This window comes from Nocardia sp. (assembly GCF_025465275.1).
Lineage (GTDB): Bacteria > Actinomycetota > Actinomycetes > Mycobacteriales > Mycobacteriaceae > Nocardia.
On sequence record NZ_JAODNK010000153.1, the window covers coordinates 1 to 26,476 of the forward strand.

23 protein-coding genes and 1 tRNA gene are annotated in these 26,476 nt (G+C 66.5%); 6 read left to right on the plus strand and 18 right to left on the minus strand.

Translation table 11 applies throughout. The features are described from left to right. The 3 genes from JWN03_RS32370 to JWN03_RS32380 all read right to left on the minus strand — a co-directional run. Window positions 1-2,072 (minus strand): non-ribosomal peptide synthetase (locus JWN03_RS32370; RefSeq protein WP_297622937.1); only part of this gene is annotated, 2,072 nt, incomplete at its 3' end. Window positions 2,073-2,270: 198 nt separating this feature from the next. Further along, a complete protein-coding gene (locus JWN03_RS32375; protein ID WP_297622939.1) occupies window positions 2,271-3,251 on the minus strand; it encodes a helix-turn-helix transcriptional regulator in 981 nt (326 codons plus the stop codon). A gap of 59 nt (window positions 3,252-3,310) precedes the next feature. Beyond that, window positions 3,311-3,997 (minus strand): M23 family metallopeptidase, encoded by a 687-nt coding sequence (locus JWN03_RS32380; RefSeq protein ID WP_297622941.1) that lies wholly within the window; start codon window positions 3,995-3,997, stop codon window positions 3,311-3,313. Window positions 3,998-4,336: 339 nt separating this feature from the next. Here JWN03_RS32380 and JWN03_RS32385 point away from each other — a divergent pair, with 339 nt between their 5' ends. The 3 genes from JWN03_RS32385 to JWN03_RS32395 all read left to right on the plus strand — a co-directional run bounded on the left by JWN03_RS32385 (window position 4,337) and on the right by JWN03_RS32395 (window position 6,384). Next, window positions 4,337-5,386, plus strand: coding sequence for a nitronate monooxygenase (locus JWN03_RS32385; protein WP_297622943.1), 1,050 nt, complete (start codon window positions 4,337-4,339; stop codon window positions 5,384-5,386). 57 nt (window positions 5,387-5,443) lie between these two features. Beyond that, window positions 5,444-5,836: an SCO5389 family protein gene (locus JWN03_RS32390; RefSeq protein ID WP_297622945.1), complete on the plus strand. Its 393-nt coding sequence runs from the start codon at window positions 5,444-5,446 to the stop codon at window positions 5,834-5,836. A 125-nt stretch (window positions 5,837-5,961) separates the two neighbouring features. Then, window positions 5,962-6,384 carry an EF-hand domain-containing protein gene (locus JWN03_RS32395; RefSeq protein WP_297622947.1) on the plus strand — a complete coding sequence of 141 codons (423 nt, stop codon included), beginning with the start codon at window positions 5,962-5,964 and terminating at the stop codon, window positions 6,382-6,384. Between the two features lie 21 nt (window positions 6,385-6,405). On the opposite strand, the gene JWN03_RS32400 is transcribed toward JWN03_RS32395, so the two are convergent. Continuing rightward, a complete protein-coding gene (locus JWN03_RS32400; RefSeq protein WP_297622948.1) occupies window positions 6,406-8,085 on the minus strand; it encodes an acyl-CoA synthetase in 1,680 nt (559 codons plus the stop codon). Window positions 8,086-8,276: 191 nt separating this feature from the next. Then, window positions 8,277-9,914: a long-chain fatty acid--CoA ligase gene (locus JWN03_RS32405; RefSeq protein WP_297622950.1), complete on the minus strand. Its 1,638-nt coding sequence runs from the start codon at window positions 9,912-9,914 to the stop codon at window positions 8,277-8,279. 515 nt (window positions 9,915-10,429) lie between these two features. Here JWN03_RS32405 and JWN03_RS32410 point away from each other — a divergent pair. The 3 genes from JWN03_RS32410 to JWN03_RS32420 all read left to right on the plus strand — a co-directional run bounded on the left by JWN03_RS32410 (window position 10,430) and on the right by JWN03_RS32420 (window position 13,108). Continuing rightward, the gene (locus JWN03_RS32410) at window positions 10,430-11,899 is read left to right on the plus strand and encodes a flavin-containing monooxygenase (RefSeq protein ID WP_297622952.1); all 1,470 of its coding nucleotides are present in this window, start codon (window positions 10,430-10,432) and stop codon (window positions 11,897-11,899) included. 135 nt (window positions 11,900-12,034) lie between these two features. Then, window positions 12,035-12,949 carry a methyltransferase domain-containing protein gene (locus JWN03_RS32415; protein ID WP_297622953.1) on the plus strand — a complete coding sequence of 305 codons (915 nt, stop codon included), beginning with the start codon at window positions 12,035-12,037 and terminating at the stop codon, window positions 12,947-12,949. Between the two features lie 86 nt (window positions 12,950-13,035). Further along, a tRNA-Arg gene (locus JWN03_RS32420) sits at window positions 13,036-13,108 on the plus strand. 354 nt (window positions 13,109-13,462) lie between these two features. On the opposite strand, the gene JWN03_RS32425 is transcribed toward JWN03_RS32420, so the two are convergent. The 13 genes from JWN03_RS32425 to JWN03_RS32485 all read right to left on the minus strand — a co-directional run bounded on the left by JWN03_RS32425 (window position 13,463) and on the right by JWN03_RS32485 (window position 26,445). After that, entirely contained in the window at window positions 13,463-14,071 is a 609-nt protein-coding gene (locus JWN03_RS32425; protein ID WP_297622955.1) for a hypothetical protein, read from the minus strand. Between the two features lie 15 nt (window positions 14,072-14,086). Next, on the minus strand, window positions 14,087-15,043 hold the full coding sequence (locus tag JWN03_RS32430) for an MlaD family protein (protein WP_297622957.1): 957 nt from the start codon (window positions 15,041-15,043) through the stop codon (window positions 14,087-14,089). Further along, window positions 15,040-16,086, minus strand: coding sequence for an MlaD family protein (locus tag JWN03_RS32435; protein ID WP_297622959.1), 1,047 nt, complete (start codon window positions 16,084-16,086; stop codon window positions 15,040-15,042). Before JWN03_RS32435 ends, JWN03_RS32430 begins: the two co-directional genes overlap by 4 nt. Further along, on the minus strand, window positions 16,083-17,180 hold the full coding sequence (locus JWN03_RS32440; protein WP_297622961.1) for an MlaD family protein: 1,098 nt from the start codon (window positions 17,178-17,180) through the stop codon (window positions 16,083-16,085). Before JWN03_RS32440 ends, JWN03_RS32435 begins: the two co-directional genes overlap by 4 nt. 4 nt (window positions 17,181-17,184) lie before the next feature. After that, the gene (locus JWN03_RS32445; protein WP_297622963.1) at window positions 17,185-18,219 is read right to left on the minus strand and encodes an MlaD family protein; all 1,035 of its coding nucleotides are present in this window, start codon (window positions 18,217-18,219) and stop codon (window positions 17,185-17,187) included. Next, window positions 18,210-19,211: an MlaD family protein gene (locus JWN03_RS32450; protein ID WP_297622965.1), complete on the minus strand. Its 1,002-nt coding sequence runs from the start codon at window positions 19,209-19,211 to the stop codon at window positions 18,210-18,212. The genes JWN03_RS32445 and JWN03_RS32450 overlap by 10 nt, the downstream gene beginning before the upstream one ends. Further along, a complete protein-coding gene (locus JWN03_RS32455; RefSeq protein WP_366914508.1) occupies window positions 19,208-20,248 on the minus strand; it encodes an MlaD family protein in 1,041 nt (346 codons plus the stop codon). Before JWN03_RS32455 ends, JWN03_RS32450 begins: the two co-directional genes overlap by 4 nt. A gap of 10 nt (window positions 20,249-20,258) precedes the next feature. Next, window positions 20,259-21,125 carry an MlaE family ABC transporter permease gene (locus tag JWN03_RS32460; protein WP_297622969.1) on the minus strand — a complete coding sequence of 289 codons (867 nt, stop codon included), beginning with the start codon at window positions 21,123-21,125 and terminating at the stop codon, window positions 20,259-20,261. Beyond that, entirely contained in the window at window positions 21,125-21,952 is an 828-nt protein-coding gene (locus JWN03_RS32465) for an ABC transporter permease (RefSeq protein WP_297622971.1), read from the minus strand. Before JWN03_RS32465 ends, JWN03_RS32460 begins: the two co-directional genes overlap by 1 nt. 249 nt (window positions 21,953-22,201) lie before the next feature. After that, the gene (locus tag JWN03_RS32470; RefSeq protein WP_297622973.1) at window positions 22,202-23,029 is read right to left on the minus strand and encodes an SDR family oxidoreductase; all 828 of its coding nucleotides are present in this window, start codon (window positions 23,027-23,029) and stop codon (window positions 22,202-22,204) included. Window positions 23,030-23,120: 91 nt separating this feature from the next. After that, window positions 23,121-24,062, minus strand: a complete 942-nt coding sequence (locus tag JWN03_RS32475) for an alpha/beta hydrolase (protein WP_297622975.1) — start codon at window positions 24,060-24,062, stop codon at window positions 23,121-23,123. After that, on the minus strand, window positions 24,062-25,567 hold the full coding sequence (locus JWN03_RS32480; protein ID WP_297622977.1) for a flavin-containing monooxygenase: 1,506 nt from the start codon (window positions 25,565-25,567) through the stop codon (window positions 24,062-24,064). The genes JWN03_RS32475 and JWN03_RS32480 overlap by 1 nt, the downstream gene beginning before the upstream one ends. Continuing rightward, a complete protein-coding gene (locus JWN03_RS32485) occupies window positions 25,564-26,445 on the minus strand; it encodes a short-chain dehydrogenase/reductase (RefSeq protein WP_297622979.1) in 882 nt (293 codons plus the stop codon). Before JWN03_RS32485 ends, JWN03_RS32480 begins: the two co-directional genes overlap by 4 nt. Window positions 26,446-26,476 lie beyond the last annotated feature (31 nt).

Sequence of the window (26,476 nt, forward strand, 5' to 3'; positions counted from 1 at the left end):
CGCAATACCTCGTGCCGCGCAACCAGATCCCGGGCCGCCGCGCGCAGCGCCTCCACATCGATGGCACCGCTCAACCGCACCGCCAGCGGAATATTGTCCACCGCACTGCCCGGATCGAAACGATTCAGGAACCACATGCGCTGCTGCGCGAACGACAGCGGAATGCGTTCCGGCCGCGGCAGCGAACCCAGCGCCGCACCGGCGACCGGAGCCGCGCCACCGTCGAGTTGCGCCGCCAGCGCCGCTACCGTCGAGGCCTCGAACAGCACGTGCACGGGCACCCGGGTACCCAGCGCGGTGCCGATGCGCGCCGCGGCCTGCGCCGCGAGCAGCGAATTGCCGCCGAGTTCGAAGAAATCGTCGTCCGCGCCGACCCGCGCCTCCGGGTTGTCCGGAATCAACAGGGTCGCGAAGACCTGTGCCACAGCCTCTTCGGCCGGAGTGGACGGCGCCCGGAACTCCCGGGCCGCGAACACCGGCTCCGGCAGCGCGGCACGATCCAGCTTGCCGACCGGGGTCAGCGGAATCTCGTCCAGCACCACGATGGCGGTGGGCACCATGTACGCGGGCAGCGATTCACCGATGAAGCTCGCCAGCTCGGCGGTATCGAGAGTGGTTCCGGGACGCGGCAATACATAGGAGACCAGCGCGGTCACACCCGACGGCAGCGTCTTGCCCAGCGTCGCAGCGTAATCCACATCGGCGTGCGTGGTCAGCGCATTGTCGATCTCGCCGAGCTCGATGCGCAGACCGCGAATCTTCACCTGGAAATCGGAGCGGCCCAGGTACTCGATGACACCGCCGGCATCCGATTCGCCGCCCGCGGCGGATGTGCGCTTCACCAGGTCACCGGTGCGATACAGCCGCGCGCCCGGCGTACCCGTCGCGTCGCCGAAAGGACTGGCCACGAAGCGTTCCGCGGTCAGCCCCGGCCGCTGGTTGTAGCCCTGCGCCAGCGCGGGCCCCGACAGATACAGCTCACCCACGACGCCGTCCGGCACCGGCCGCAGCCGCGAATCCAGCACGTACGCACCGACACCCGGCACCGCCGAACCGATGGTGATGCCCTCGCCCGGCAGCAGCGGTGCACTGCTGGTCGCGAGAATCGTCGCCTCGGTGGGCCCGTACCCGTTGTAGAAGGAGCGGCTGCCGGTCGCCCAGCGACCGACCAGCTCCGGCCCGAACTTATCGCCGGCGACCACCACGGTGCTCAGCTCGTCCAGCCCGGACGCATCCACCGACTCCAGCGCACCCGGCGTGATCAGCACATGGGTGACACGTTCGCGGCCGAGCAGCTCCGCCAGCTCCACGCCGCCGAACACACCGGCCGGGGCGACCACCAGGGTGGCGCCCGCCGTGAAAGCCAGCAGCAACTCCAGCACCGACACATCGAAGCTGGGCGAACACACGTGCAGCACACGCGAATCCGAGGTGACGCCGTAGTGCTCGCGCTCCGCGGCGGCCAGTCCGGCAAGACCGGTGTGGGTGACCACAACGCCCTTGGGCTTTCCGGTCGAACCGGACGTATAGATGACATAGGCCGGATGCTGTTCGGTCAGCGACCGCACCCGGTCCGCATAGGAAATGGGGTGCGCGGGATGCGCTTCGATCCGCTGCGTCCACACCGGATCGTCCAATTCGATCCAGTAGGTCGAGGTCCCGAGCGCTGCGCGATACTCCCGCGTGGTCAGCCCGAGCACCGCGCCCGAATCGGTCAGCAGATGTTCGATGCGATCCGGCGGATAGGCGGGATCGACGGGGACGTACGCCGCACCGGTCTTGGCGACGGCCCACACTGCCAGCACCGATTCGATGGATCGAGTGATGCCGATGGCGACCATATCGCCGGGGCCGACCCCGCGCCCGATCAGTTCCCGCGCCAGCTGGGACGATCGTGCATCCAGGTCGCGGTAGCTGATCTCACGCTGATCAGCCGAGTCACCGGTCGGATTGAACCGGACGGCAATCGCATCGGCCGCGGACTCGACCGCGGCGGTGAGAAGCTGCCCGAAAAGGGGGCTGCCGGACCGACGCCGACGATTACCGCGAGCTGTACGGCGGGCAGTATCCATTCGAGTGCATTCACCTCTCGGGTCTAGCTGGTCCGCATGCCGAAGACCTTCGGCCAACCCACAAACAACGGTGGTCGAACCACGCTGGCGGACTGAGCAATCATATCGGGCGCGCGGTGCCGCGATGACGGCTCGAGCTCAGAGAGTATCGGTGACCAGGCACCTTCGTTGCAGGCTTGTGATTTGCACCACAGGCGATTACAGCCACCCACGTCGGGTGGCCTGCACCCCGGCCTGGAATCGGGTGCTCGCACCGAGCCGCTCCAGCAGGCTCGCGGTACGCCGCACCACGGTCCGCCGGGACAACCCCAGCCGGCGCGCGATGGTGTCGTCGGTCGCACCCATGCTCATGAGCGTGAGGATGGCGCGATCGCGTTCATCGAGGGATTCGGACGGATTCACCGAAATCGGCGTGGCCATGGACCACAGCGAATCGAAGGTCTTGACCAGTAGATCCAGTGTGGGCGAGGGGCCGACCCGCACACCCATCGGATCACCGCGCCGCTCATCGGAGTGCAGTACCAGTACCGCCCGGCGGTCGTCGGCCACGATCAGCTTCATCGGCGGATCCGGCAGCGTACGCGCCTGTGCGCCTGCGGAATTGGTGGCAAGCACATGCCGCAGCCGTTCTGCGTCCTGGTAGATCGTCTCCTGATACAGCGTGCGGTAGTCGATGCCCGAGGTGATGCGCGCCGACTTGAGCTCGAACATCCGCTCCTCGGTCTCCACATCGGAGAGGAACGGGCCGCGCTCCACAACTTTCACGCAGGTGTGCGCCGTGTGCTGCAGATCCTCGAAATCGGCGAGCAGCTGGCGACGTTCGTAGACGGCCACCACCGCACCATCGGCATCGGTGGTGCGCCGCACCGAGCGGAACGTCTCACCCAGCCGCGCCGCCGCCGACTGCATGCGCATCACATCGGAGGTGCGGCGCCGAGTCTCGGCCTCCGACAACGCTTCCGGAGCATGCGCGTCCCAGCGCACGGTGCCGGTGCTTTCGGTCAACCGCACCGCAGCCTCCAAATGACACAGTGCCTCCAGCGCCGCCTCTGCCATGCGCGGCGGGCAGCCCAAGCGCTCGGCGACTTCGAGTGCGGTCGACCGTGGATGCTGCACGAGCACCGCATAGGTGCGGCCGTGCAACGAGGCAGGGTCGAAGAGATCATCCAATGTCGTCACCGCGCCCACCGGCATGCGCCGGTCCGGGAAGCGCCCGTTCGCGGGGGCGGGTGAACGCTCTACTGGTCCGGACCCCACTGCTGCTGCATGATTACGCCCTTGCTGACCAGCCATGGGAGCGGATCTTCCTTGGTTCCAGCGGCGTCCCAGATCTCCAGATGCAGGTGGGGACCGGTGGAATCACCGCGATTTCCGACAGTCGCGATCACGTCGCCGGTGTTGACGCGCTGTCCGCGGGTCACATACATATCGTTCACGTGGCCGTAGACAGCGGTGGTGCCGTCGTCCTGCTTGACACGCACCCAGAGGCCGAAGCCCTGTGCCGGGCCCGCGTCCAGGACGGTTCCACCCATGACGGAGTGGATCGGAGTGCCGATCGCATCGGCGAAGTCGATGCCGTAGTGCATGGTGCCCCAGCGTGCGCCGAAACCGGAGCTGATGACACCGGCGGTCGGGCGCACCGCAGCGGCGGGAGCCATCTTCTGCTGCAGATCCTTCAGCGTCGCCTCGGCCTGCGCGAGCGGGTTCGCGATCTCGGGCGGCAGGTTCTGCAGGCCGAAGGGCGCGGGCGCCGGGGCCGCGACAGGAGCATCGCCGGCCGGAGCATCGGCCGCGACGGGGGCGGCGACCTCGGCGGCCTGCTTGACGCCCGGCGCGGCATCGCGCAGCAGAGCGGCGTCCTGAACGGCCGATTTGTTCTCGTGATTGGGGGCCACCGGTGCGGCATGTGCGAGAGCCGGAACCATTTGGGTGGCGGTGCCGATCAGGGCACTCGCGGCAACCGCGGCTCCGGCCGCTACTTTGACGCGGTCGACGGTGGAAGGTTCAGCCCGATGTCGCTTTCGGGCGACTGAACCGACACGGTGGATGCTCGAATCATCGAGCAAATCCAGAACGGATACGGAGTTCGCGGTCTCTCTGTGGTGCGACAAAGCTCGTCCTAGAGTTCGAAGTTCCGGTAACGATTCGGCATCGCTGTGATGGAAACAGTACTCGCCCGTGACCATTCCGCAACCTTGCGTTCGAAAATCCCAGGTGGTACACCCCACCGCTGGATCACGAATAAGGGGCGGGAGCGCACACTGATGGGCGTGCTTCTCGATGAGCTGAATACGCCGATCGTGCTTGCCCCGATGGCGGGCGGGCCGTCCACTCCCGAACTGACGGCCGCGGTCTCCGACGCGGGCGGACTGGGAATGCTTGCCGCCGGATATCTCGGCGCGGACGATCTCGGTGGGCGAATAAAGCAAACACGCACCCTCACCTCCGCGGCATTCGGTGTGAATCTGTTTTACCCGTCCACACCTAGTCCTGTGACCAGTTTCGGCGACTACGTTGATCTCCTCGCGCGCGAATTCCCTATCGGTGAGCCAAGATTCGATACCGATGGGTGGGCCGCGAAGCTCGATCTGCTGATCACCGATCCGGTGCCGGTCGTTTCGGTGACCTTCGGCTGTCCCTCCGCCGAGGAGATCGCGCGACTGCACGAGGCCGGGTCGGAGGCGTGGGTGACCGTCACCTCGGTCGCCGAGGCGCGCATTGCCGCCGAGGTCGGAGCCGATGTGCTGATCGCCCAGGGCGCGGAGGCGGGCGGGCATCGCGGCAGCTTCGCCGACCGGCCCGAGGACGACACCGCCGATCCGCTCGGGCTGCTGACCCTGCTGCAGCTGCTGACGGTCGCCGTGGACCTGCCCCTGGTCGCCTCGGGCGGCATTGCCACCGGTGCGGCCGTGGCGGCAGCACTCGTCGCGGGCGCCGCCGCCGTGCAGATCGGCACCGCGTTCCTGCGCACCGACGAGGCCGGCACCGCACCGCTGATCCGCGATGCCGTCACCCTCGACACCCCGACCATGCTCACGCGCGCCTTCACCGGTCGCCGCGCCCGCGGATTGCGCAACCAATTCATGCTCGATCACCGGGACGCACCCGCGGCCTACCCGGAAATTCATTACGCCACCGGACCTTTGCGCGCGGCCGCCCGGGCCTCGGGCAATGCCGACGAAGTGAATCTCTGGGCAGGTCAAGCACATTCGCTGGCGGCCGAGCTACCAGCCGGCGAGTTGGTGCGGCAACTGTCCGAAGACGCGAAAACCGCTCTGAATAGGGCACTTTCGATTCGAATCCAGGGTTGTTGACAACGTTTTTCGTTTAGAATCGGCTGACACCATCCGCCATCCCATGAGGAGAGCGATATGTCACTCGACGTACCCACCGCACTGCTCGAGCGCGCCGAACGCGGTGAAGTCAGCGACGAAGAGTTCGTCGAATGTGTTCGGACTTCGCTGCCCTACGCCTACGAGGTCGTCAGCCGAGTGGCTGCCGACTTGCATTCCGGCGCCGAGGAATACGCGGACAATGTCATTCCACCCCCGGATGAAGTAGCACGCGGCCAACTGCTGCGCGCCATGGCGTCCGACGCCATTCGCGGTGGGCTGGAACGGCATTTCGGCGTAAAGCTCGCCTTCCAGAACTGCCATCGCGTGGCAGCATTCCCGCTCGCCGCAGTCGGCGGCGACACCTACAGCACCTTCACCTCCACCCGAGCCCAGCTCCTCAACCAGAGCCCGGAACTACGCAACTGCTGACTGCAGCACCGAATCGGCGCGACCGGCACCCCCGGCCGCGCCGATTCGCGCGTGGCCTTGACCGGTGCTCGCCGAGTGCGCAATTCTGCAGCCGGACAGCGGAAAACAGTATTCGAGGAGCAGCCGTGGCGAGCAATGAGCCGACCGACACTTTCGACCTGTGGGATCAGGATGGCGACGGCTTGATTTCCAGCGGTGACATCCTCGCCGGGATCGAGGCTTTGGGGCTGGATATCGACGCCGATGCGGTCGGACGGCTGGTAGCGGCGGCCGATACCGATGGGGACTGGTTGATCTCGCGGGCCGAGTTCGAGGCGGCCCGGATCGGGCGGAATGTCGAGATCATCGATGTGGATGCGGCTTTCGAGACGTTCGATGTGAATCGAAACGAGCTGATCGAGCTCGAGGAGTTGGAATCGCTACTCCGCACCTGTCCTGAACTCAGTGACGACTCGGCGGCGGCGTTGATTGCCGAGGCGGACCTTGATGGGGACGGGTACCTGTCCCGGGCCGAGTTCGCTGCGCTCCTGGCCCTGCTGGCAGGTTGAGAGGGAATCGCCCAGACAGCGCTACGCTTCCTGCAGCTTTCGCTTCAGGACCTTGCCGGTGGGGTTGCGGGGTAGCTCCTCCAGGAAGACCACTTCGCGAGGGACCTTGTACCGGGCCAGGTTCGACTTCACGAAGTCCTTCACCTCGGCCTCGGTGCAGGCTTGCCCGTCGTGGACCACGACGAAAGCCTTGAGGCGAGAACCGAATTGCTCATCCGGGACGCCGATCACGGCGACTTCACGGACGGCGAAGTGTGTGTAGAGCAACTCCTCCACCTCCGCGGGGAAGACGTTCTCACCACCGGAGACGATCATGTCGTCATCCCGGCCGTCGATGAAAAGTCTGCCGGCACTGTCGAAGTGGCCGACGTCCCCCGAGGACATGAGCCCTCGAATGATCTCCTTGTGCCCACCCCCCGTGTACCCCTCGAACTGGATGACATTGCCGACGAAGATACGACCGGTTGCCCCGGCCGGCACGGATTTTCCATCCGCATCGAGGATTTCCACGCGCGCGCCGAGCACGGGCCGGCCGACGCAGCCGGGTTCCACCGCCAGATCCTCAGGCGTGGCGATAGTCGCGTAGGCGACTTCCGTCGAGCCGTACAGGTTGTAGATGACCGGACCGAAGGTAGCGGTCACCTCCCGGCACAACTGCGCTCCCAGCTGCGATCCCGCGACGAAGATAATGCGCAGCGCGGACAGGTCACGCCCCGTGACGCCCTTACCGCCCAGGTCGACCATGCGGGCCAGCATGACCGGCACCACGATCATGGTGCTGGCGTGGTTGCGCGCCGCACTGTCGATGGCGGCCTGCGGGTCGAAGCGGCGGCGGATCACCAGGGTGGACCCGAAGCCGAGAGTCAGCATGCCGCAGGCGAATCCGAGGGTATGGAACATGGGCGCGCAGCATTCGGTCACCTCACCCGCCCGGAACGGCACCTTGGAGAGCAGACCGCCCAGGGAGGCGAGGGATTTCGGCTCCGGACGCGGCGCACCCTTCGGCGTGCCGGTGGTGCCGCTGGTCAGCAGGATGATCCGGGGCTCGGCCCCGGGCGACGGCGGCGCATCGGGCGAACCGGCGGCGATGAGCGCCTCCAGGCTGTCTTCGCTGGGAGTCTCCGTCCACGCCAGGTAGCTGCCCCGGCGCGGCGAGACCTCTTCCAGCATGTGGGCGTACTCCTCGTCGTAGACGAGCAGATCGGTGCCCTCCCGCGTGGCCACATCGCGAATCTGCGGTCCGGCGAAATCGGTATTGAGCAGAATGATGCGCGCACCGCACTTGGCGGCCGCGAAGATCGCATCCACTATCCCGCGATGGTTGCGCGCCAGAATGGCAACGCCTTCACGGGGTTTCAGACCGGCCTCGCGCCAGGCATTGGCGAGCCGATTGGACCGGTCCTCCAGCTCGGCGAACGTCAGTGAGCCGAGCTCGTCGATCAGCGCCGTCCGGCCGCCGTACCGCGCGGCCGACATCCGTAGTCCGGCCGCGAGGGTGCCGTAGCGAACCAGCGCGGTGGCCGCCGACAACAGCACGATCGGCGATTCGATCCGCGCCAGCCCCGCACCCAGGAACAGCCGGGCGGACTCGAGCTCCAGATAAGCCCGCTCCCCCACCGAACGAATCAGTCCGAGAGTCATGCGCGTGCCCCGATCGCCGGTCCCGCAGGACATCCGGTCGCCGGCTTTCCCTGTGCGCATACCGATTCCACACGGACCTCCTCGTCCACACCAGCGCTGCGTCAATCCACCCCAGCACTGTGGCCCACCCCACTGCGGGCATCCGCCCTCAAACTAACGGTACGGGCGTACCTACGCCAGAGGAACAATCTGCGCAACGCACAGTGCCCCGTCCTCCCGTTCGGGGAGGCGGGGCACCGGACATCAGAGCGTCAGGACAGCGTGGTCACCGTCAGCGCACCATCCGCGTACTGCGCCCGCAGCCGCTTCTTGTCGAACTTGCCCACACTGGTCTTCGGCACCTCGTCGATGAAGGCCCAGTGCTCCGGCAGCTGCCACTTGGCGAACTTGTCGGACAGGAAGTCGCGCAGCTCTTCGGGTTTCACCTCGGCGCCCTCGGCCAGCACCACCGCGACGAGGGGACGCTCGTCCCACTTCTCGTCCGGAACACCGATGACCGCGGCCTCCGCGACGGCGGGGTGACCCACCACGGCGTTCTCCAGATCCACCGAGGAGATCCATTCGCCGCCGGACTTGATGACGTCCTTGGACCGATCCACCAGCGTCAGATACCCATTGGCGCTGATCTTGCCGACATCGCCGGTACGCAGCCAGCCGTCGTGGAACTTGTCGGGATCGACCTCGGCGCCGGTCGGCGAGTAGTACGCGCCGGTGATCCACGGCCCCTTCACCTCCAGCTCACCGAGCGCCTGCCCGTCATTGGGCACCACGGTCCCGTCGTCGGCGACCAAACGCGCCTGCACGCCCGCCGGGAACCGGCCCTGCGTGTAGCGGTAGGCCCACGCTTCCTCACCCTCGGCGGCGGCGGGCGGATGCGCCACCGAACCCAGCGGGGAGGTCTCGGTCATACCCCAGGCGTGCAGCAGCGTCACACTGTGCCGCTCCTGGAAGGCCCGCATCATGGACGGCGGGACCGCCGCACCACCCACCACACAGGTGCGCAGATGCGAGATGTCCTGCGGCGCGGCCTGCAATCCGGCCAGCACACCACCCCAGATGGTCGGCACGGCCGCCGCGAAGGTCGGCTTGACCGCCGCCATCATTTCCAGCAGCGGTGCGGGCTGCAGGAACCGGTCGGGCATGAGCACATTCGCACCCGACATGAGCGCCGCGTACGGAATGCCCCAGGCATTGGCGTGGAACAGCGGCACGATGGCGAGCACGGTGTCGGAATTGTCGAAGCCCATGCCATTGGGCGAGATGACCTGCATGGCGTGCAGGTAGTTGGACCGGTGCGAGTACACGACGCCCTTGGGGTCGCCGGTGGTGCCCGAGGTGTAGCACATACCGGCCGCGGAACGCTCGTCCACGATCGGGAAATCGAAGGTGTCCGGCTGTGCCGCAAGCAGTTCCGCGTAGGAGTGCACCTGGACGCCCGCGGGCGCGGTGAGTGCGGCGGCATCGCCATTGGCGACGATGACGTGCCGGACGGTTTTCAAATTCGGCAAATACTGCGCGAACATCGGCAGCAGCGAACCGTCGACGATGACCACCTGGTCCTCGGCATGGTTGGCCACGTACACCAGCTGCTCGGGGAACAACCGGATGTTCAGGGCGTGCAGTACCGCACCCATAGCGGGGATGGCGACGTACGCGACCATGTGCTCGTTGTTGTTCCACATGAAGGTGCCGACCCGGTCGCCTTCGCCGATGCCCAGGTCACGCAGGGCATTGGCGAGCCGGGCCGAATCCGCGCCGACCTCCCGGTAAGTCTGGGTGCGAATCCCGTCCCCGGTCCAGGTGGACACGGTGCTGTCGCCCTGAAAGGTGGAGGCGTACCGCAGCAGTGTCGCGAGAGACAGCTGCTCGTCCTGCATGGTGCTCAACATTTCCCAACCGCTCCCTACATGTCCCTACTGGCGAGTGAACTGAGTCACGTCTCGGCAGAATAGCTGAATTCGGACATGGCCGGGATGGGCATCAACTGAGGGCAACCTGCCCGCAAAAGAAACTGCGGGCGGCGAACCCCACTCTCGCCGCCCGCAGTTTTTGTCGCCGACCCGCCACCGCCTGTGCGGCAACCAGCCGGCCTCGAAGTCCTGGAAAAGACCGGTGTCGCAACGACGCCCCCTGCGGCGCCGCTGAATAGCCAATCACTAACCAGGACAAGCAAATTGGAGTAGGATCTTCCGTGAATATAGGTAGTAGGACAGCAGGCTGTCCAGTCGGGGCGCGGCGGCGCAGGTCAGGCAGCGATCACCGTCCCAGAAACTTTTCTGTGAGCCGCAATCGCACCGGCGCGAGCCACCTTTCCTGCGGCCGCACCGGCCGAGATGGCCGAAAATACCGATTCAGTGTCCGCGGATGCCTTACTGACCAGCGACGATGCCCCTATTGTCGAATCATGAATCGTGAGCCGTCCATCCTGATCATCGGCGCCGGGTTCGCAGGACTCGGCATGGCGCTGGAGCTGCAGCGCCATGGGCTGTCCAACTTCACCATTCTGGAGAAGGCGGCCGATCTGGGCGGTGTGTGGCGCGAGAACACCTATCCGGGCGCGGCCTGCGATGTCCCGTCACCGCTCTACTCGTGGTCGTTCGAGCCGAAATCCGATTGGCCGCGCCGGTTCTCGCACCAGGCCGATATTCATCAGTACATGCGCACGGTCGCGGAGAAACATGATCTGCCGGCGAAAATCGAGTTCGGCGTCGAGGTCGACGAGGCGGAATTCGATGAGCAGGCCGGGATTTGGCGGGTGCGCACCACCGACGGTGTCACCCATATCGCCGACATCCTGATCCCGGCGGTGGGGCAGCTCTCGCGCCCGGCCATGCCGAATCTGCCCGGCATCGACAGTTTCACCGGCGCCGCCTTCCACTCCGCCGAATGGGATCACTCGGTCGACCTCACCGGCAAACGTGTGGCATGCATCGGCACGGGAGCCTCTGCCATTCAATACATTCCGGCGATCGTGCCGCTGGCCGCGCATCTGACACTGTTCCAGCGTTCGGCGGCCTGGGTGCTGCCCAAGTTCGACACCGAATACAGCGAGATACACAAGGCGCTGTTCAAGCACGTGCCGATCACCCGTATGGCGGAGCGATTCGCCATCTGGTCGCTTTTCGAGGTACTGGCGCTGGCGCTGACCGATATACCCGCCATGAAGACGCCGGTGATCGCACTGGCCGATCGGCACCGCGAGAAGCAGGTGCCCGATCCGGCATTGCGCGCCAAGCTGACTCCCGATTACGCGGCCGGCTGTAAACGCGGTTTGTTCTCCAATGAATATATGCCCGCGCTCGGCCAGACCAATGTGACCGTGGAGACCACCGGCATCGAGGCGGTCACCCCCACCGGCATTCGCACCACTGACGGTGTGGAGCATCCGGTGGATGTGATCGTCTACGGCACCGGCTTCAAAGGCACGGAATTCCTTGCGCCCATGAACATTTACGGCGTGGGCGGTCGCAAGCTGGCCGATGCGTGGTCGGCGGAAGGTGCGCGCGCATACCTCGGCATATCGGTGCCGGACTTCCCGAATCTGTTCATGATGTACGGGCCGAATACCAATGTCGGCTCGGGTTCGATCATCTACATGCTGGAGTCGCAGGCCCGGTACATCCGGCAGGTGGTGGAGTACCTGGCGCCCAAGCCCGGGACGTTCCTGTCCGCGCGGGCCGAGGTCGAACAGTCCTGGGACGACTGGCTGCAACGCCGCCTGAAGGACACTCCGTGGAACTTCTGCTCCAGCTGGTACCGCAATGCTTCCGGGCGCATCACCAATAACTGGCCCGGTGCGACGGTCCTGTTCCGTTGGAAGACAAGCACATTCAAGCCCTCCGACTACGACGAGACGCAGTCCGGACGGCGGTAGCGCGCGGCGGCGGGGGTGTACGCGGACCCTTGACTCCCCCGCCCAACTGTCTGAGACTGTCATTACTCCGACAATAGATCGTCTGAGACACAGGCGACAACGCCGGGGGCGTACCCGACCTTTCGGAGGGTCTCAATGACGCTGCCTTCTTCGCCTGCGCAGTCCACCGACGCCATACCGGTCGAAACCCTGCCCGGCCGCACGGCCCGCTGGGCCCGGGAATGCCTCGAATGGGCCAGGGTGCCGTTCCTTCCCTCCGGCCGCCGGGTCGGCCGCGTCTACGACATCGTGGGCCCGCAGAACCTCTTCGGCGAGGATTCGCTCTTCATCAATCTCGGCTACTGGCGCGACCACCCCGAAAGCCTCGACGAGGCCAGCCGCGATCTGGCAAGGCTGGTCGCCCGGGAAGCCGAACTCGGACCTGACGATGTGCAACTGGATGTCGGATTCGGTTACGGCGACCAGGATTTCCTGTGGGCGCGCGAATTCGGCCCCAAGGAAATCATCGGCATGAATATCGCCACCGAACAGATCGACATCGCCACCCGCCGCGCCGCGGAACTCGGCCTCGCCGGCCAGATCCGCTTCGAATACGGTTCCGCCATCGCACTGCCCCGCGCCGACGCCTCCTGCACCAAGGTGACCGCCCTGGAGTCGGCCTTCCACTTCCCCTCGTACGACCGCTTCTTCGCCGAGGCGTACCGCGTCCTACAGCCCGGCGGCAAACTGGTGACCGCCGACATCACGGTGCGCCCCAACCCCGTCACCGACCTGATGATCCGCGCCTCGGACCGCCCCGGCGCCGAACGCACCGCCTACGACCTCCCCCGCTACCGAAAAGCGCTCACCGCCGCCGGTTTCGAGAACATCAGCGTGTATTCGATTCGCCGCGACGTCTATTCACCCCTGGCGACCTACCTCAGCAAACGCCTCCGAGATCCCGACATGCGCCGCGTCAACCCGGTCCTGCGCGCCACCTTCAGCCGCCCCGGCCTGCTCGCCTGGGGCCCCTGGGCCGACTACATCATCGCCGTCGCCACCAAACCCTGACCCCGCCCGAACACGAGGATGCTGTCCACCGAGCCCCAACCAGGTAGACTCCCCGACGTTCAGGTCGGCCACGCGCCACCGGTTCAGCCTTCGTAGCTCAGGGGATAGAGCAACCCTCTCCTAAAGGGTAGGTCGCAGGTTCGAATCCTGCCGAGGGCACAGTCGGGCCTGTCATTTGCCCAGGTCAGGCAATGTTTTTGATTCGCAGGTATATTTGCGTGACCAAGAAACCGCAGGTCGCGTGTCGCAGGTTCGCACCCTACGGGGGTTGCTGTCAGCTAACACCCCAGCTCAGTGGGCTCATGAATGCTGGTCATAGACCATCAACGAGCTGACGTCCTGACCCGGCTCACGCGCCGGCTCGTAGGTCTGGGGTTGGCGCTCTCGGGTGCTAGCTGTCAGCTAACCGTCCACCTCGAAGCACCTGGCCAAGGCTTGACCGTCGACCATCACCGCTTCGGCGGAGCCCCTGCGCCATCGCAGTCGAATTGGCGGTAGTCGAGGCCACGCATCTCACTTGGTGGGGAGGGCGCCGTCGATGCCGCCGACGTCGGTGATCTTCCAGTCCGCGTTCTTGTCGAGGGTGACGCTGTAGGTGACGGTTGTCTGTGTGCCGGTGGAGTTTTGGGCGTTGGTGGAGGTGACGTTGAGGAAGACGTCGACGTGGTAGATGCCACCCTGTTGAGAGCTGACGTTCGCCGCGAGGGGGGCGGCGGTCGAGGTCCACTTCAGCGGGATGAGGATTTCGGTGAGTTTAGGGGCGGCGGCGTCGAATTTGCTGGCGAGCTGCGGGGCGGTGCCGTCCTTCAACTTCGCGATCCAGGCATTGGCGTCCTGGTAGTTGATGGTCGCCGCCGCCAGCGCGTAGTCCGTGGCTACCCGCTCGGCGTGCTGGTTGTCGTCGGCGGTGGCGTCCCGGGCCGCGAGGGTGCCGCTCGCCGAGTGCCAGAGGACCGCGAATGTGATCGCAACGGCCAGCAGCACGGCGATCGCGGCCGCGCCGATCATGTCGGAGACCCGCAGCGACAGGGTCTTTCGACCGGCTTGCCGATCGGCCGGGGCGGTATTGGACGGTGTACCCGCTGTGTCGGCGGGGGTCTCGTCGGTGGTCTGTGTCGTCATTTCGGGCTCCCTGACTTATTTGACGTTGATCTGCAGATGGATCGCTCCGTCATCAGCGACGGAGTCGAGTGCCTGTGCGATGAGGGCGCTGAGATCGATGTGGGCCGCGGCGCTGTCGGCCGAGGCAACCAGCGGCTGCAGGGCTGGCGCGAGTCGGCGCAGGTCCGGACCGACCTGCTGTAGGTAGGCGGTCAGACCGGCGATGTACAGCGGGAAGCCGTTCTCGACGTGGTAGTCGTCGGGGACATTGCCGTTGTGCGCCAGGGTGGCGACCTGTTGGACGGCGGCGTCGATCTTCGCGCCGAGCTGACCCCAGAGCGGACCCGCGGCGGCCATAGACGGGCCGGTCCAGGCCATATCACCGCCGATGGACTGCAATTGGGTGAGCAGGCTGCGGAATTCACCGGTGCGGCTGAGCAGGGTGGCGGCCAGCAGCTGGGTGGAACGGGTCAGTTGCGGGATCACCGATTCGAGCCCGGCGAAGCCTTGATCGAGGGTCTTGATGAGGGAACCGATTGCGGCCGGGTCCAATTCGCCGAGCAGACGGGTGACGGTGCGGGCGACATCGGGGATGGAGATCGGCATCTGGATGGCCCGGGTGTCGATGCGCGCACCGTCGCGCAGGTAGTCCCCGGCTCCGCTCGGCGTGAACTGCACATAGGGTTCGCCGAGCGCGGACAGGTTCTCGATGGTCACCGCGCTGTTCGCCGGAACGTGGTAATGGTCCGAGATACGCAGGCGGACTTCGACTCCCGCCGAGGTGTTGTTCACCGCGGTCACTGTCCCGACCGCCACCCCGGACAGCAGCACCGGCGATCCGGGCCCGAGGCTGCCCGAGTTGGTGAGCACCATGGTGGCGGTGGTGTATTTGGCGAACCAGTCGGCGCGCACGATGCCGAAGGTCAGGTAGTACGCGCCGACGAGGAATACGGCGAGGATCGCGCCCAGCGAGATGATCGAGCTCCGCTTCATCGCACCGCTCCGATCATGCGCAGCACCCGGACGATCTGATCGGTTTGATCGGCGCCGCTCACCGGCGCGGCCCCGGTATCGACGCCGGCGATGTTCACCTTCGGCCCCATCTCGACGAACGGAATGACCTTGTCGCGTAGCAGCGCGACCAGCTTGTTGAGGTTGGACGGCGCGCTGAGGTCGAGCGGCCTGCCGGTGAACAGCAGCGGCATCATGGCTTTCGCGGCGGAATCGAGGGAATCGACTGTCGGCCCGAGGAATTGGAGTGATTGTGCGACCTCGCCCAGCGGCTCCAGCAGGCCGAGGGTCAGCACGATCGAGTTCATCGATCCGGTCACCTGATCGACACCCTCGGCGGTCAGCAGCTCCGACAGTGCACGCTGATTATTCAGCAGCACAGTCGAATCCGAGCCCATAGCGGCCAAGAAGTCGTCGACAGACCGCAGGTTCGCCGCGATATCGGTGAGGTTGGCCCCGAGCGCCCCGAATACCCGGGCGGTCTCCTTCGGATCCTGCGGCAGCACCGCGTTCATCCGGTTGACGATGTCCTGCATCTGCCGCACCGTGCCGCCGGAAACGAAGGTCGCCAGGCCGGCCATGACATCTTCGATCTGCTGAGCGGGAACGGTGTGCGCCAGGGGAATCCGCCCACCGGGTTCGATCCGCCCGTCGGCGCCGCCGGGCGGGGTGATCAGCGCGATGTAGATGTCGCCGAGCACGGTGTCCTGGCGCAGCTCGGCGGTGGTGTCGACCGGTAGCCGCACCGAGTCGGTGACGTCCACCCGCGCGACGACGTGTCCGCCGCCCGCCGCCGTGGTGTCGACGACGGTGACCGAGTGCAGGTCACCGACGCGCGTCCCATTGGCCATCACCTTGGCGCGGGTCGGCAGATTGAGGGCATTGGCGAACTCGATGGAGACCGGATAGGTCGAGCCGGACACCGTAGTACCCGGCAGCACAATGGAACTGGGGTCCACGCCGCATCCGCTCAGCGCGAGCACGGCCGCCGCCGGCGCGATCGCGCACCAGCGCGCCCGCCTCATCGCGCGCCCGCCAGACCCAGCACCAGTTGTGCGAGCGGCATTTTCAGCGGCGCACCCGCGGTGCATCGCCCGGGCGCGACCGCATCGATCGCTCCGCACAGTTGATCCGTATCTCCCTGGGCCAGAGCCACATTCGGTGATACATAGGTGAGCACCGGTTTCCCGCTTTCCGGATCCGCCGAACGCCGCACGGCGGCCGCGAGTGGTGGGATCATGGTGATGATCTCCTGGAGGCTGCCGATATTCGCGGCGATCCAGCGCAGCGACGGCACGGTGGCGTCGAGTCCCTGGAGAATGGCCCCGCCGAGCGTGGTGGTGACTTCATTGAGCATCGGCAGATCCGTCGCCAGGCCCGCGATGAGCTGCGCCGCCGGTCCGAGCACCTGATCATTGAGCTGACTCAGCACCGAGGCGAATCTGGTCAGCATGGTCTTGATATCGCCCCAGCCACCGGACACACTGGCCGACAAGGAATTCAGCGTGTCGACGAGGGCGCCGATGTGGCCGATGGCGGCGTCCGGCGTGCTCAGTGCGGTGCCGAGATCCTTGATCAGCCGGTTGAATTTCGGACCCGCACCGGCCGTGGCGGTATCGAGCGCGGCAATGCCATCGCGCACCTGATCCTGTTGCGTGGCGTCGGTGCCGCCGGTCAGCTCACCGGACAATTTCGCCAGGGCGTTGAGCGTCTGCGTCATGCTCTTGGGCGTCAGTGTCCGGGTGATGCACTGGTCCGGGTTCCAGCCGTCGGCGGCCTTGCCGTCACTGAGCACCGCCAGGTTCCGGTCGGCCACCAAGGTACCGGACACCGTTGTCGCCGAGACCATTCCGCGCAGTGGATGTGCTGCCGCGACGGTGAAATCGACCCGGACCGCCTGCCCCTGCGGCTCGATGCGAGTGACGGTGCCGACCGGGATACCGCGCAGGGTGACATGGTTTCCGGCGTACAGCCCGACGCCGTCGGGCATGATCGCGCAGTAGCCGCGCGTCTTCGCGATCGGATCGAAGGCGATCAGATAGCCGAACAGCGTGACCGCGACGAGCACCACCACACCGGCGACCGACATGAATGCGCGTGAACCCAGCATCCGTGTCATCGGCTCAGCACCCCTTCCCTGGTACCGGAATACACAGGGCCGGAGCCGAAATCGTGATCGCCGACTGATCGACGCCGACTTCACCGCTCGGCAGCACGAACTTCCGCACACCGGTGAGGAGTCCATGAATCGAGGCGACCAGACTGTCCAAACGCGCACCCAGGCTTTGCAATTCGGGCACCGCGGCGGCCAGCTGCGTTGCCATCGGCCGCAGCGTCCGTTCCCAGACCGGCTGCATCGCGGCCACCCGGCTCAGTACCCCGCCGGTGACGTCGAGCGCTTCGAGCACCTCGGCCCTTTTGTCGATGAACACCGTCTCGATCACGTTGAGCTTGCTGATGAGCCGCCCCAGAATGGATTTCGCGCCATTGATCGAACTCAGGTACTCGTCGGCGATGCCGAGCGTGGCGGAGATGTCGGCGCTCTGCTGATTCAGCAGCGTCACCATGGATTCCATGGCCGCGCCCGCGCGGCGCAGGCCGTCCGGACTGCCGTTCAGCGCGCTGTCCATGGCCGCGAAATTGCGGCGCAGGGTATCGCCGTCGACCGCGGCGATCGGAGCGGCCGCGTCCTGGAAGGCGCGCACCAGGCTGTACGGCGTGTGCACGCGGTCGGAGGGAATGGTCGTGTCCCCCACGGGGACCGATCCCGCCGAGCTGAGCGCCACATAGTGCCCGCCCACAATGGTGAGCATGCGAATGTCCAGTGTCGTCTGATCGCCCACGAACACCCCGTCATCGACGGTGAAGCTCATCCGCACCCCGTCGTCACCCAACTCCAGCGACCGCACCTTTCCCACCGGCACCCCGGCCATCCGCACGTCGTCGCCCGCCTTCACCGAATCCGCCTCCGCGAGCTCGGCGGTGTAGGTCGTGTGGCCGGCCGGGTACACGTACACGACACCGCTGACGATCAGCGCCGAGACCACCGCGATCACACCGACGACGCCGCGCCGCACCTCGATGCGCGCGAGTCCGGACGCGGTGCGTACCGGCGCGGTCCTGCCACGAAATCGGCTGTACCACTTCACTACTGACATATCGACACCTGCTGTCCAGCGATCAGGACCTCGAAGATCCCCGGCACCGCGGCGGCGCCGTGCGAGCAGGTGAGGTCCACCCCCGGGTCGGCCGGGAGTTGCGCGTTGAGCGACTGCAACAGACCGGGCAATCGGCCGAGCGTCCGCGCCGTCTCGGCGGGATCAGGGAAGGCCGCCCGCACCGCGTTCTCCAGGTCGGTGTTGGTGGTCTCGGTGAAGCCGAGGGTGGCGAGCAGCCGGTTCAGCGGCCCGAAGATGCTCGGCGCGGACGTCGCGAAGGTGATCAGCCCGTCGAGCTGGGCCTCCACCGCGGTGAACACCTTGGTGATCCCGTCGACCAGCGCCACCAATTCGGTTGACTTGCCGCCGATCTGGTCGGAGACGCGCCGCAGATTGGCCACCAGCACCGAGAGCACGGCCTGCCGGTCCGTGACATAGCCGCCGAGCTTGTCGATGGCCTCCAGCGCCGGACCCAGGCCGGTGCCGTCGCCCTCGATGACACCGAGCATGCTCTGCGTGAATTGGTTGAGCGCGCCGGGTGAGAACTCGGCCAGCACCGGTTGCAGACCATTGAACAGCGTCGTGATGTCGAACGACGGAATCGTCTGCTCCACACCGATTGTCGTGCCGGCGGCGAGCTCGCCCGCCGGAGTGGCCGGTTGCTGAATATCGACGTACCGCTGGCCGGTCAGATTCTGATAGCGAATGGCCAAGCGGCTGGTGGTGAATACCGGGCGGCCGGTGGCCACGGTCAATCGCACCACCGCGCGGCCGTGGTCGAGGCCGATGGATTCCACCTTGCCGACCTGCACGCCGTACATGCGCACGTCGTCACCGCTCTTCAGACCGCTCGCATCGGTGAAAACGGCTCGGAATTCCCGGGTTTCACCGGAGATGGGACGCTGGATTGCCTGAATGACAAAGCCCAGCAACAGCAGCATCACCAGGGTGAACACCACCGGCTTCCAGACCGCGGACGCAATCGACTTCATCGCGGGCCTCCGCCGCCCGGCAGCCGGCCGAGCAACGGCTGCGCCAGCGCGGGAACGCCGCGCAGGGTGACCGCCACGTTCAGCACCGGTCCGTTCGGACCATCAGCGAAATCCGCGCCGAGCCGATCCAGCATTGCGCGCAGCTGCTCGCCGGACAGCTGTGGCGTCGGCACCATCTGCGACACCGTATTCAGCAGCGGCGGCAGCATTTCGGTGTAACCGCTCAGCGCCGGCTCGGCCGCCCTGCCCAGGGCGGTGATCGGCGCGAAGGCGTCGTCGGCGAGCAGGCGGATGGTGGCGTCGTAGAGGTCACGCTGGGTACGCAGCATATCGATGTGGTGGATGTAGTCGAAGAGCTGAATGGTCCCGCCGATCATCGGGGCGGCGCCTTCGAGCGCCGAGGAGAATTGGTCGATCAGAAACGACGCCGGATACCGCTGGGTGTCGGCGACCGCGCGGCTGCCGTCCACCACCACCTGCAGCAGCGGCGTGAAGGCGTCGAGACTGTCGGCGACCGCACCCAGCGCGCGTGCCAGCTCGGGTGTCAGCACGCCATTGGTGGTGCGGGTGAGCGCACGGATGAGGGTGCCCATGGTGGCGTCGCGAACCTGCTCGGCGCGTGCCCCGGTCAGATCGATGACCGCGCCCTGAGTCAGCGGCGTTCCCCCGCTGCCACGCTTCAATTCCAATTCGCTGATGCCGAACAGGCTCGACGGGGCGTAATCGACGGCCAGGATGTCGGTGAGCCCGAACAGCTGAGACTTGTTCAGTGCCAGTGCGATCCGTTGCCCACCGCCCTCCCCGGGCGTCACCGCGGTGATCTCACCGACCTGCACGCCATTGAGCCGAACCTGCGTCCCGGCCTTGATGCCCGCCCCGGTCTGCTCGGTACGCAGCACGACCCGCAGACTGTCCTCGCCACGCAACCGCTGCACCCCGAGCAGCGTCAGCGCCAGCACCGTCACCACGGCGAGCGCGAGCCCGCCGAGCAAGAGCGACCGCCGCTGATCCATTGCCACACCGGGCATTCCATACATCGGCACGCCATCACCCCGTAAACGTGATGGGCGCGTTGAATCCCCAGAGCACAATGCTGAGCAGCATGTCCATGGCGATGATCGCCACGAAGCTGGCCCGTACCGCGCGCCCCGACGCGATACCGACGCCTTCGGGGCCGCCGGTGGCGAAAAAGCCTTGATAGCAATGGATCAGAATCACTCCCACGGTGAAGATCAGGACTTTGATCACGGCGGCGGTGACGTCCCAGCCGCTGATGAATTGATAGAAGTAGTGGTCGTACACGCCGCTGGACTGGCCGTGGATCAGCACGATCACCGCGGTGCAGGACAGGTAGCTCAGGATCAGCGCGATCAGGAAGGTCGGCACCATGGCGATGGCGCCGCCGATGACGCGAGTGGTCACCACGAATGGAATCGAGCGCAGGCCAAGGGATTCCAGCGCGTCGATCTCCTCGGAGATGCGCATGGCACCGATTTCGGCAGTCATCCGGCAGCCGGCCTGTGCGGCGAATCCAATGGCGGCGGCGATCGGGGCGAGCTCACGGGTATTGGCGAAGGCCGATACGATGCCGGTCACCGGTCCCATGCCGAGCATATCCAGGGTCGCGAAGGACTCCACACCCACCGACGCGCCCATGACCATGCCGAGCACGATCATCATGGGCACGGTCCCGCCGCCCACGATGATCGACCCGCGGCCCCAGGTCATATCGGTGATGGTCCGCATGGTCTCGCTCCGATACCGGCGCAGCGTGAGCGGAATCGCCGAGAGCACCTGCCACACGAAACCCAGTGCGAATCCGGCCGTTTCGAGCGGCGCCAGCAGCCGGCCGCGGTTGCGGAGGACGCGGTACAGCCAGCCCAGCCCCTTCGGGGTGTAACTCGTGGCGGTCATCAGGCCAACCTCACCGGCAGGAACATGGCCGACAGCTGGGTGATCACGAGATTCACCAGCACGATCGACACGACCGAGAGCACCACCGCCGCATTCACGCCGTCGGCGACACCGCGCGGCCCGCCCTTGGCCTCCATGCCGCGCTGGCAGGCGATGACCACCACCAGGAAGCCGAAGATGGTCGCCTTGAGCAGAGATATCCACACATCGGCCACCACGGTGAACGACCCGAACGTGGCCCAGTAGCTGCCGGGCGTGACCCCTTGCGCGGCAACCGCGACCGCGTAACTCGCGGCCACACCGACGAAGATGATGAGGATATTCAGCAGCGGCGCGACCAGCACCATGGCCACCAGGCGCGGCACCACCAGGCGGTGAATCGGGCTGATGCCCATGGTGCGCAGCGCGTCGATCTCCTCGCGAATGGTGCGGGCCCCCAGATCCGCCGCAATGGCCGCCGCCCCCGCGCCGCCCAAGAGCAGTCCGGTGGCCATGGGCGCGCCCTGCTTGATCACGCCCAGACCGCCCGCCGCGCCGAGCAATGAATCCGCGCCGAGTTGGCGAATCAGATTTCCGACCTGCACCGAGACGATCACACCGAAGGGAATGGCCATGAGAATGGCGGGAATTGCGGTAACGGTGATCAAATACCAGAACTGATGCACCATCTCGCGCCATTGAAATCGCCCGCGGGCAATATCGCCGGCCGCCCCTCCCACCGATTCCATTCCGACACCCACCGCACGCCCATAGGTGCGCAGTCCGCCGACAATCGTCTCCGAGAAATTTCGACGTACGACGCTGATCGGCGATTGTTCGGACACCATTCCGCAACCGTAGATAGTCGCTGGGCAAGCGATAATGCGCTGGCCGGACAGGATTTTGATAGTTTCGGACGACAGGGCGGATAAAAAGCAGGGCCAGCGGAATTTCCACTGGCCCATGCCGAATTTCAACGCCTGGCGGCCGCCAGCGTCAATCCTTCGCCCGCGATGAATGCGCCGATCGGACACGGTTTCGCGGGTTTCGGACAGCGGCTGTACGATTGCCGCACCCTGTCGAGCGGGCGGTGAAACCTACACCCCGCGGGCGCGATCCTCATACGCCCTGCGGGCCGCGACATCGACATCGTCGAGGAAGACCCGGGTCATCCCGAGCTGTTCGGTCACAGCCTGGCGCACCGCGCGCGGCAGCAGCTTCTGCGAGGACACCAGCAGTCCCGCAAGGCGGCTGACCGCGACGCTGGGCTCCGGCTTCGCCAGCAGGCGCACGATAGCGTCGGCGATATCCTCGGGTTCGACCTGCATGCCGAGGGTGGCGCGGGTGCCCGCGGTGAGTTCGGTATTCACGAAAGCCGGGAGCACCGAGGAGAATTGGACGCCGCTGCCCCGGTATTCGAGCACCGCCGATTCGGTGAACCCCAGCACTGCATGCTTGGTGGCGCAGTAGGTCGCCAGCCCGGCGGTCGGCATCTGCCCGGCCAGCGAGGCGATATTGATGACATGCCCGGAGCGGCGCGGCACCATGCGTTGCGCGGCGAGCTTGCTGCCCAGGATCACGCCGTAGACATTGATGTCGAGCATGCGGCGGGTGAGCGCGTCGCTCTCCTCGATCAGCTTGCCCGCGGGCATGATTCCTGCATTGTTGACCAGCGCGTCCAGCGGACCGAGCGTGTTCTCGACCCGATCGAGGAAGCCCGCGAAGGATTCCGGATCGGTCACATCCAGCGTGCCGGCCAGCGGCAGGCCGAGCGCCGCACCGGTCTCCTCGACCACGGCCGCGTCGATATCGCCGATGGCGACCTTGGCACCGTGGCGGTGCAGGGCCGCGGCGGTGGCCGCGTCGATGCCGCGTGCGCCGCCGGTAATGACGACGACCTTGCCGCGTACTGAGTTGACGCTCATCGGTGAGCAGTCCTTTCGATTGGGCGGAGACGCCCGGCGGATGATTCACGCTCGGACAGAGGGCATTCCGGCTTACTGCCACCCGAACGGATCAAGCGGTTTCCGGGTGCGCCCGCCCGCCCCGCGCGGACCGGTGTGCCGCCGCGAGCAGGTCGGCGGCGAGGGCATCCACCGCCAGGTCCGCGTGGCGCAGGAGACCCGCCGCACACTGGAAGGCGTGTCCGAGACCGCCGTGCTCGCGATAGCGAACGTGGACGCCCGCCTCGGTCGCACAGGCCGCGAGCCGGCGTGATTGGCTGAGCAGGATGTCGTACTCGGCGGTATCGATCACCAGTGGCGGCAGTCCGGTCAGGTCGGCAAGCAGCGATGAGATCCGCGGATCGGCGCGGTCCGCGTCCCCGAGGTAGGTGCGTCCGAAGCGCGCCATCAGTGCGGGGGTCAGCGCCGGTTCGCGGCCGTCCTTCGGCAGTAGGCCGAGCGCGGCAGGCGTGAAATCGATTCCCGGGCAGAGCAGTCCCAGTGCGGCCGGCAGCGGCAGCGCTCGCTGTACCGCCGCGATGCCGAGTGCGAGGGTCAGGCCGCCACCGGCGGAATCCCCGGCGACGAAGATCTGCTCCGCGGCCCAACCCGCCTCCAGCAGCGCCTGATACGCGGCGAGCGTGTCGTCGAAGGCGGCCGGGAACGGGTGCTCCGGGGCGAGCCGGTAGTCGGTGACGTACGCGACCGCCCGCAGCTGGGTGGCCAGACGCCCCACCACCGCTCGATGGGTGCGCGGCGACCCTACGCAGTAGCCACCGCCGTGCAGATACAGCAGCACCCGGCCGGGCTCGACACCTGCCGGTGTGAGCAATTCCGCTGGCCTGCCCGCGAATTCGATCGTTTCGACGGTGACATCGCGGGGTGTGCCCGGCCAGGCGAGCAGCAGGCGCATGCGGAATCGCTGGGTGCCCCAGGATGCCGCCGGTGGGAAGACGAGCTTGGCGAACGGGCGCAGTCCCGCATTGAACAGCGGCCGCGGGACGGGTAGCGACATCAGTGGGTCCTCACAGGCAGTACGCGGTCATCGGTCACCGAATTCAGGTGGTAGTCGGCCAGCCGGGGCGGCTCCGCCATGCGGGCTCGGAATCGGTCCGGGGTCCACGGCCACAGTTCGGGCAGCCCATCGGTGCCCAGGTACCAGCTGGTGCAGCCGGTGGTCCACACGGTTCCCGGCATGGCGGAACGCATTTCGTCATTGAAGGCGGCGGTCGCCCGCTCGGTGGGCGCGACCGAATCGAAGCGACCGTCGCGCCAGCCGTCGATCCAGCCGAGGATGTGATCGGCCTGGTTCTCGGCGATCGCGGTGAGCGCGTAGTTGCCGACGGGGCTGTGCGGACCCATGAGCATGAAGAAGTTCGGAAATCCGGGCAGCCCGACCGTGAGGTGCCCGCGCGGCCCCTCGGCCCACGCCTCATCGACGGTGCGGCCGTCGACCCCGGTCAGGTTCATCGGCCGCATGAAAGCGTGCGCGTCGAAACCCGTTGCCAGCGCTATCACATCGAATTCGTGCAGGCGGCCGTCGGTGGTGACGATGCCGCGCTCCTCGATGTGGTCGATGCCGGTGGTCACCAGATCCACATTGTCGCGCTGCATCGCCGGATAGAAACCGGAGGAGATGACCAGGCGGCGGCACATGGGTTCGTAGTCCGGGGTAAGCGCCAGCCGCAGTTCGGGATCACGCACCGTACGCAGGGCCGTCCGGGCCAGCTGGCTGATCACCGTGCGCTTCCAGCCCGGCCGCACCAGGGCCTGGGCGAAGAACTCGAAGAAATTCCGGTAGCCGACGTAGGCGAGCCGGTCGAGCGTGGGAATCCGGTTGTGCACCAAGGTCGTCAGGCTGGAATAGCTTGGATTGGGTATGGGCAGAATCCATTGCGCACTGCGCTGAAACAACTCCAGCCGCTCGACGGATTCAGCCAGGCCGCAGACGATCTGCACACCGGTCGATCCGGTGCCGATCACCGCGACCCGCTTGCCGGTCGTCTCGACACTGTGATCCCAGCGCGCGGAATGCATGACCGCACCACCGAAATCACCGAGGCCCTTGATATTCGGATAGCGCGGTTCACGCAGGATGCCCGCGGCCGAGATCAGGAAGTCGACCACCCGCTCCTCCCCCGCGGCCGTGCGGATACGCCAGCGCGCGTTCTCGTACACCGCGTCGACAATCTCGGTATCGAACCGGATCCGCTCGCGCAGGTCGTACGTGTCGGCGACGCCGGTGAAGTACTCCTGGATCTCCCCGCCCGGTGAGAACAGGTGCGACCACACCGGATTCGTGGCGAACTTGTACTGATAGAACCGCGACGGAATATCGCAGCTGAGTCCCGGGTAGGTGTTGTCGCGCCAGGTCCCGCCGACCTCGGAGGCCTTCTCATACAGGGTCACATCGGTAATCCCCGCCTTGCGCAGGGTGATCGCCATGCACATCCCGGACATGCCTGCCCCGATAATGGCTACCGAGGGCATCCGGCGCTGTGCCGCTTCGTTATTCGTCATTGGTCCACCTCCACGGAATTCGCTGCCACCGGCCGTTCACCCGCGCCGCGAACCAGCTCGGCGATCCGGCGGCTGCGGGCCAGCAGCGGATCGGCCAGGGCCAGCACGGTGCGCAGGTCCAGCAGCAGGGGTACATAGTTCGGCGCGTACACGCGGCGCGCCCGGCGCTCGATGCCGGACACGATGACCGCACCCGCAGCGGTCACCGGGGCGGGCTTGCGCAGGGACTCCGGCAGTACCGCCAGCACCTTGCCCATCCCGCTGTCCACGGCGCCTCGGAGCATGCCGGTGTCGATCATTCCGAAGTACGCGATGCCCACTCGCACACCGGCACCGGCCAATTCGATGCGCAGGGCGCGCCCGAAGGCTTCGACGCCCGCCTTCGATGCGGCGTAGCCGGACACGGCCGGGCTGGCGACCGCCGCCATGATCGACGACACCACCATGACGTAGCCGCCGCGCTCGGTGACATAGGGCAGAGCGGCCCGGACGGTGCGGAAGACGCCGAGCAGGTTGATCTGGATGATCTGCTCGAACTCGAGCGGGTCGACGGCGGCCACGGTGCGCGTCGGACCGGAGATGCCGGCATTGGCGACCACGGTGTCGATGCCGCCGAATCGCTCGGCCGCCGCCCGCACGGCGGCATCGACCGATGCGGCATCGGCGACGTCGACGAGGAATCCCGCTGCGCCGGAACCTAATTCCTCGGTGAGCCGGTCGAGTGCGTCCCGGTCCCGGTCGAGCAGGGCTACTCGCGCGCCCCTGGCCACCAGTCGGCGGGCGGTCTCCGCTCCGATTCCATTGGCGGCGCCAGTGATCAGCACGACCTGATCCACCAGGTCGGAGCGCACGCCGTTGCAGAGCGACGTCTTTGTCATGCAGGCAACGCTAGAAGCGAAAGCGCGCTGC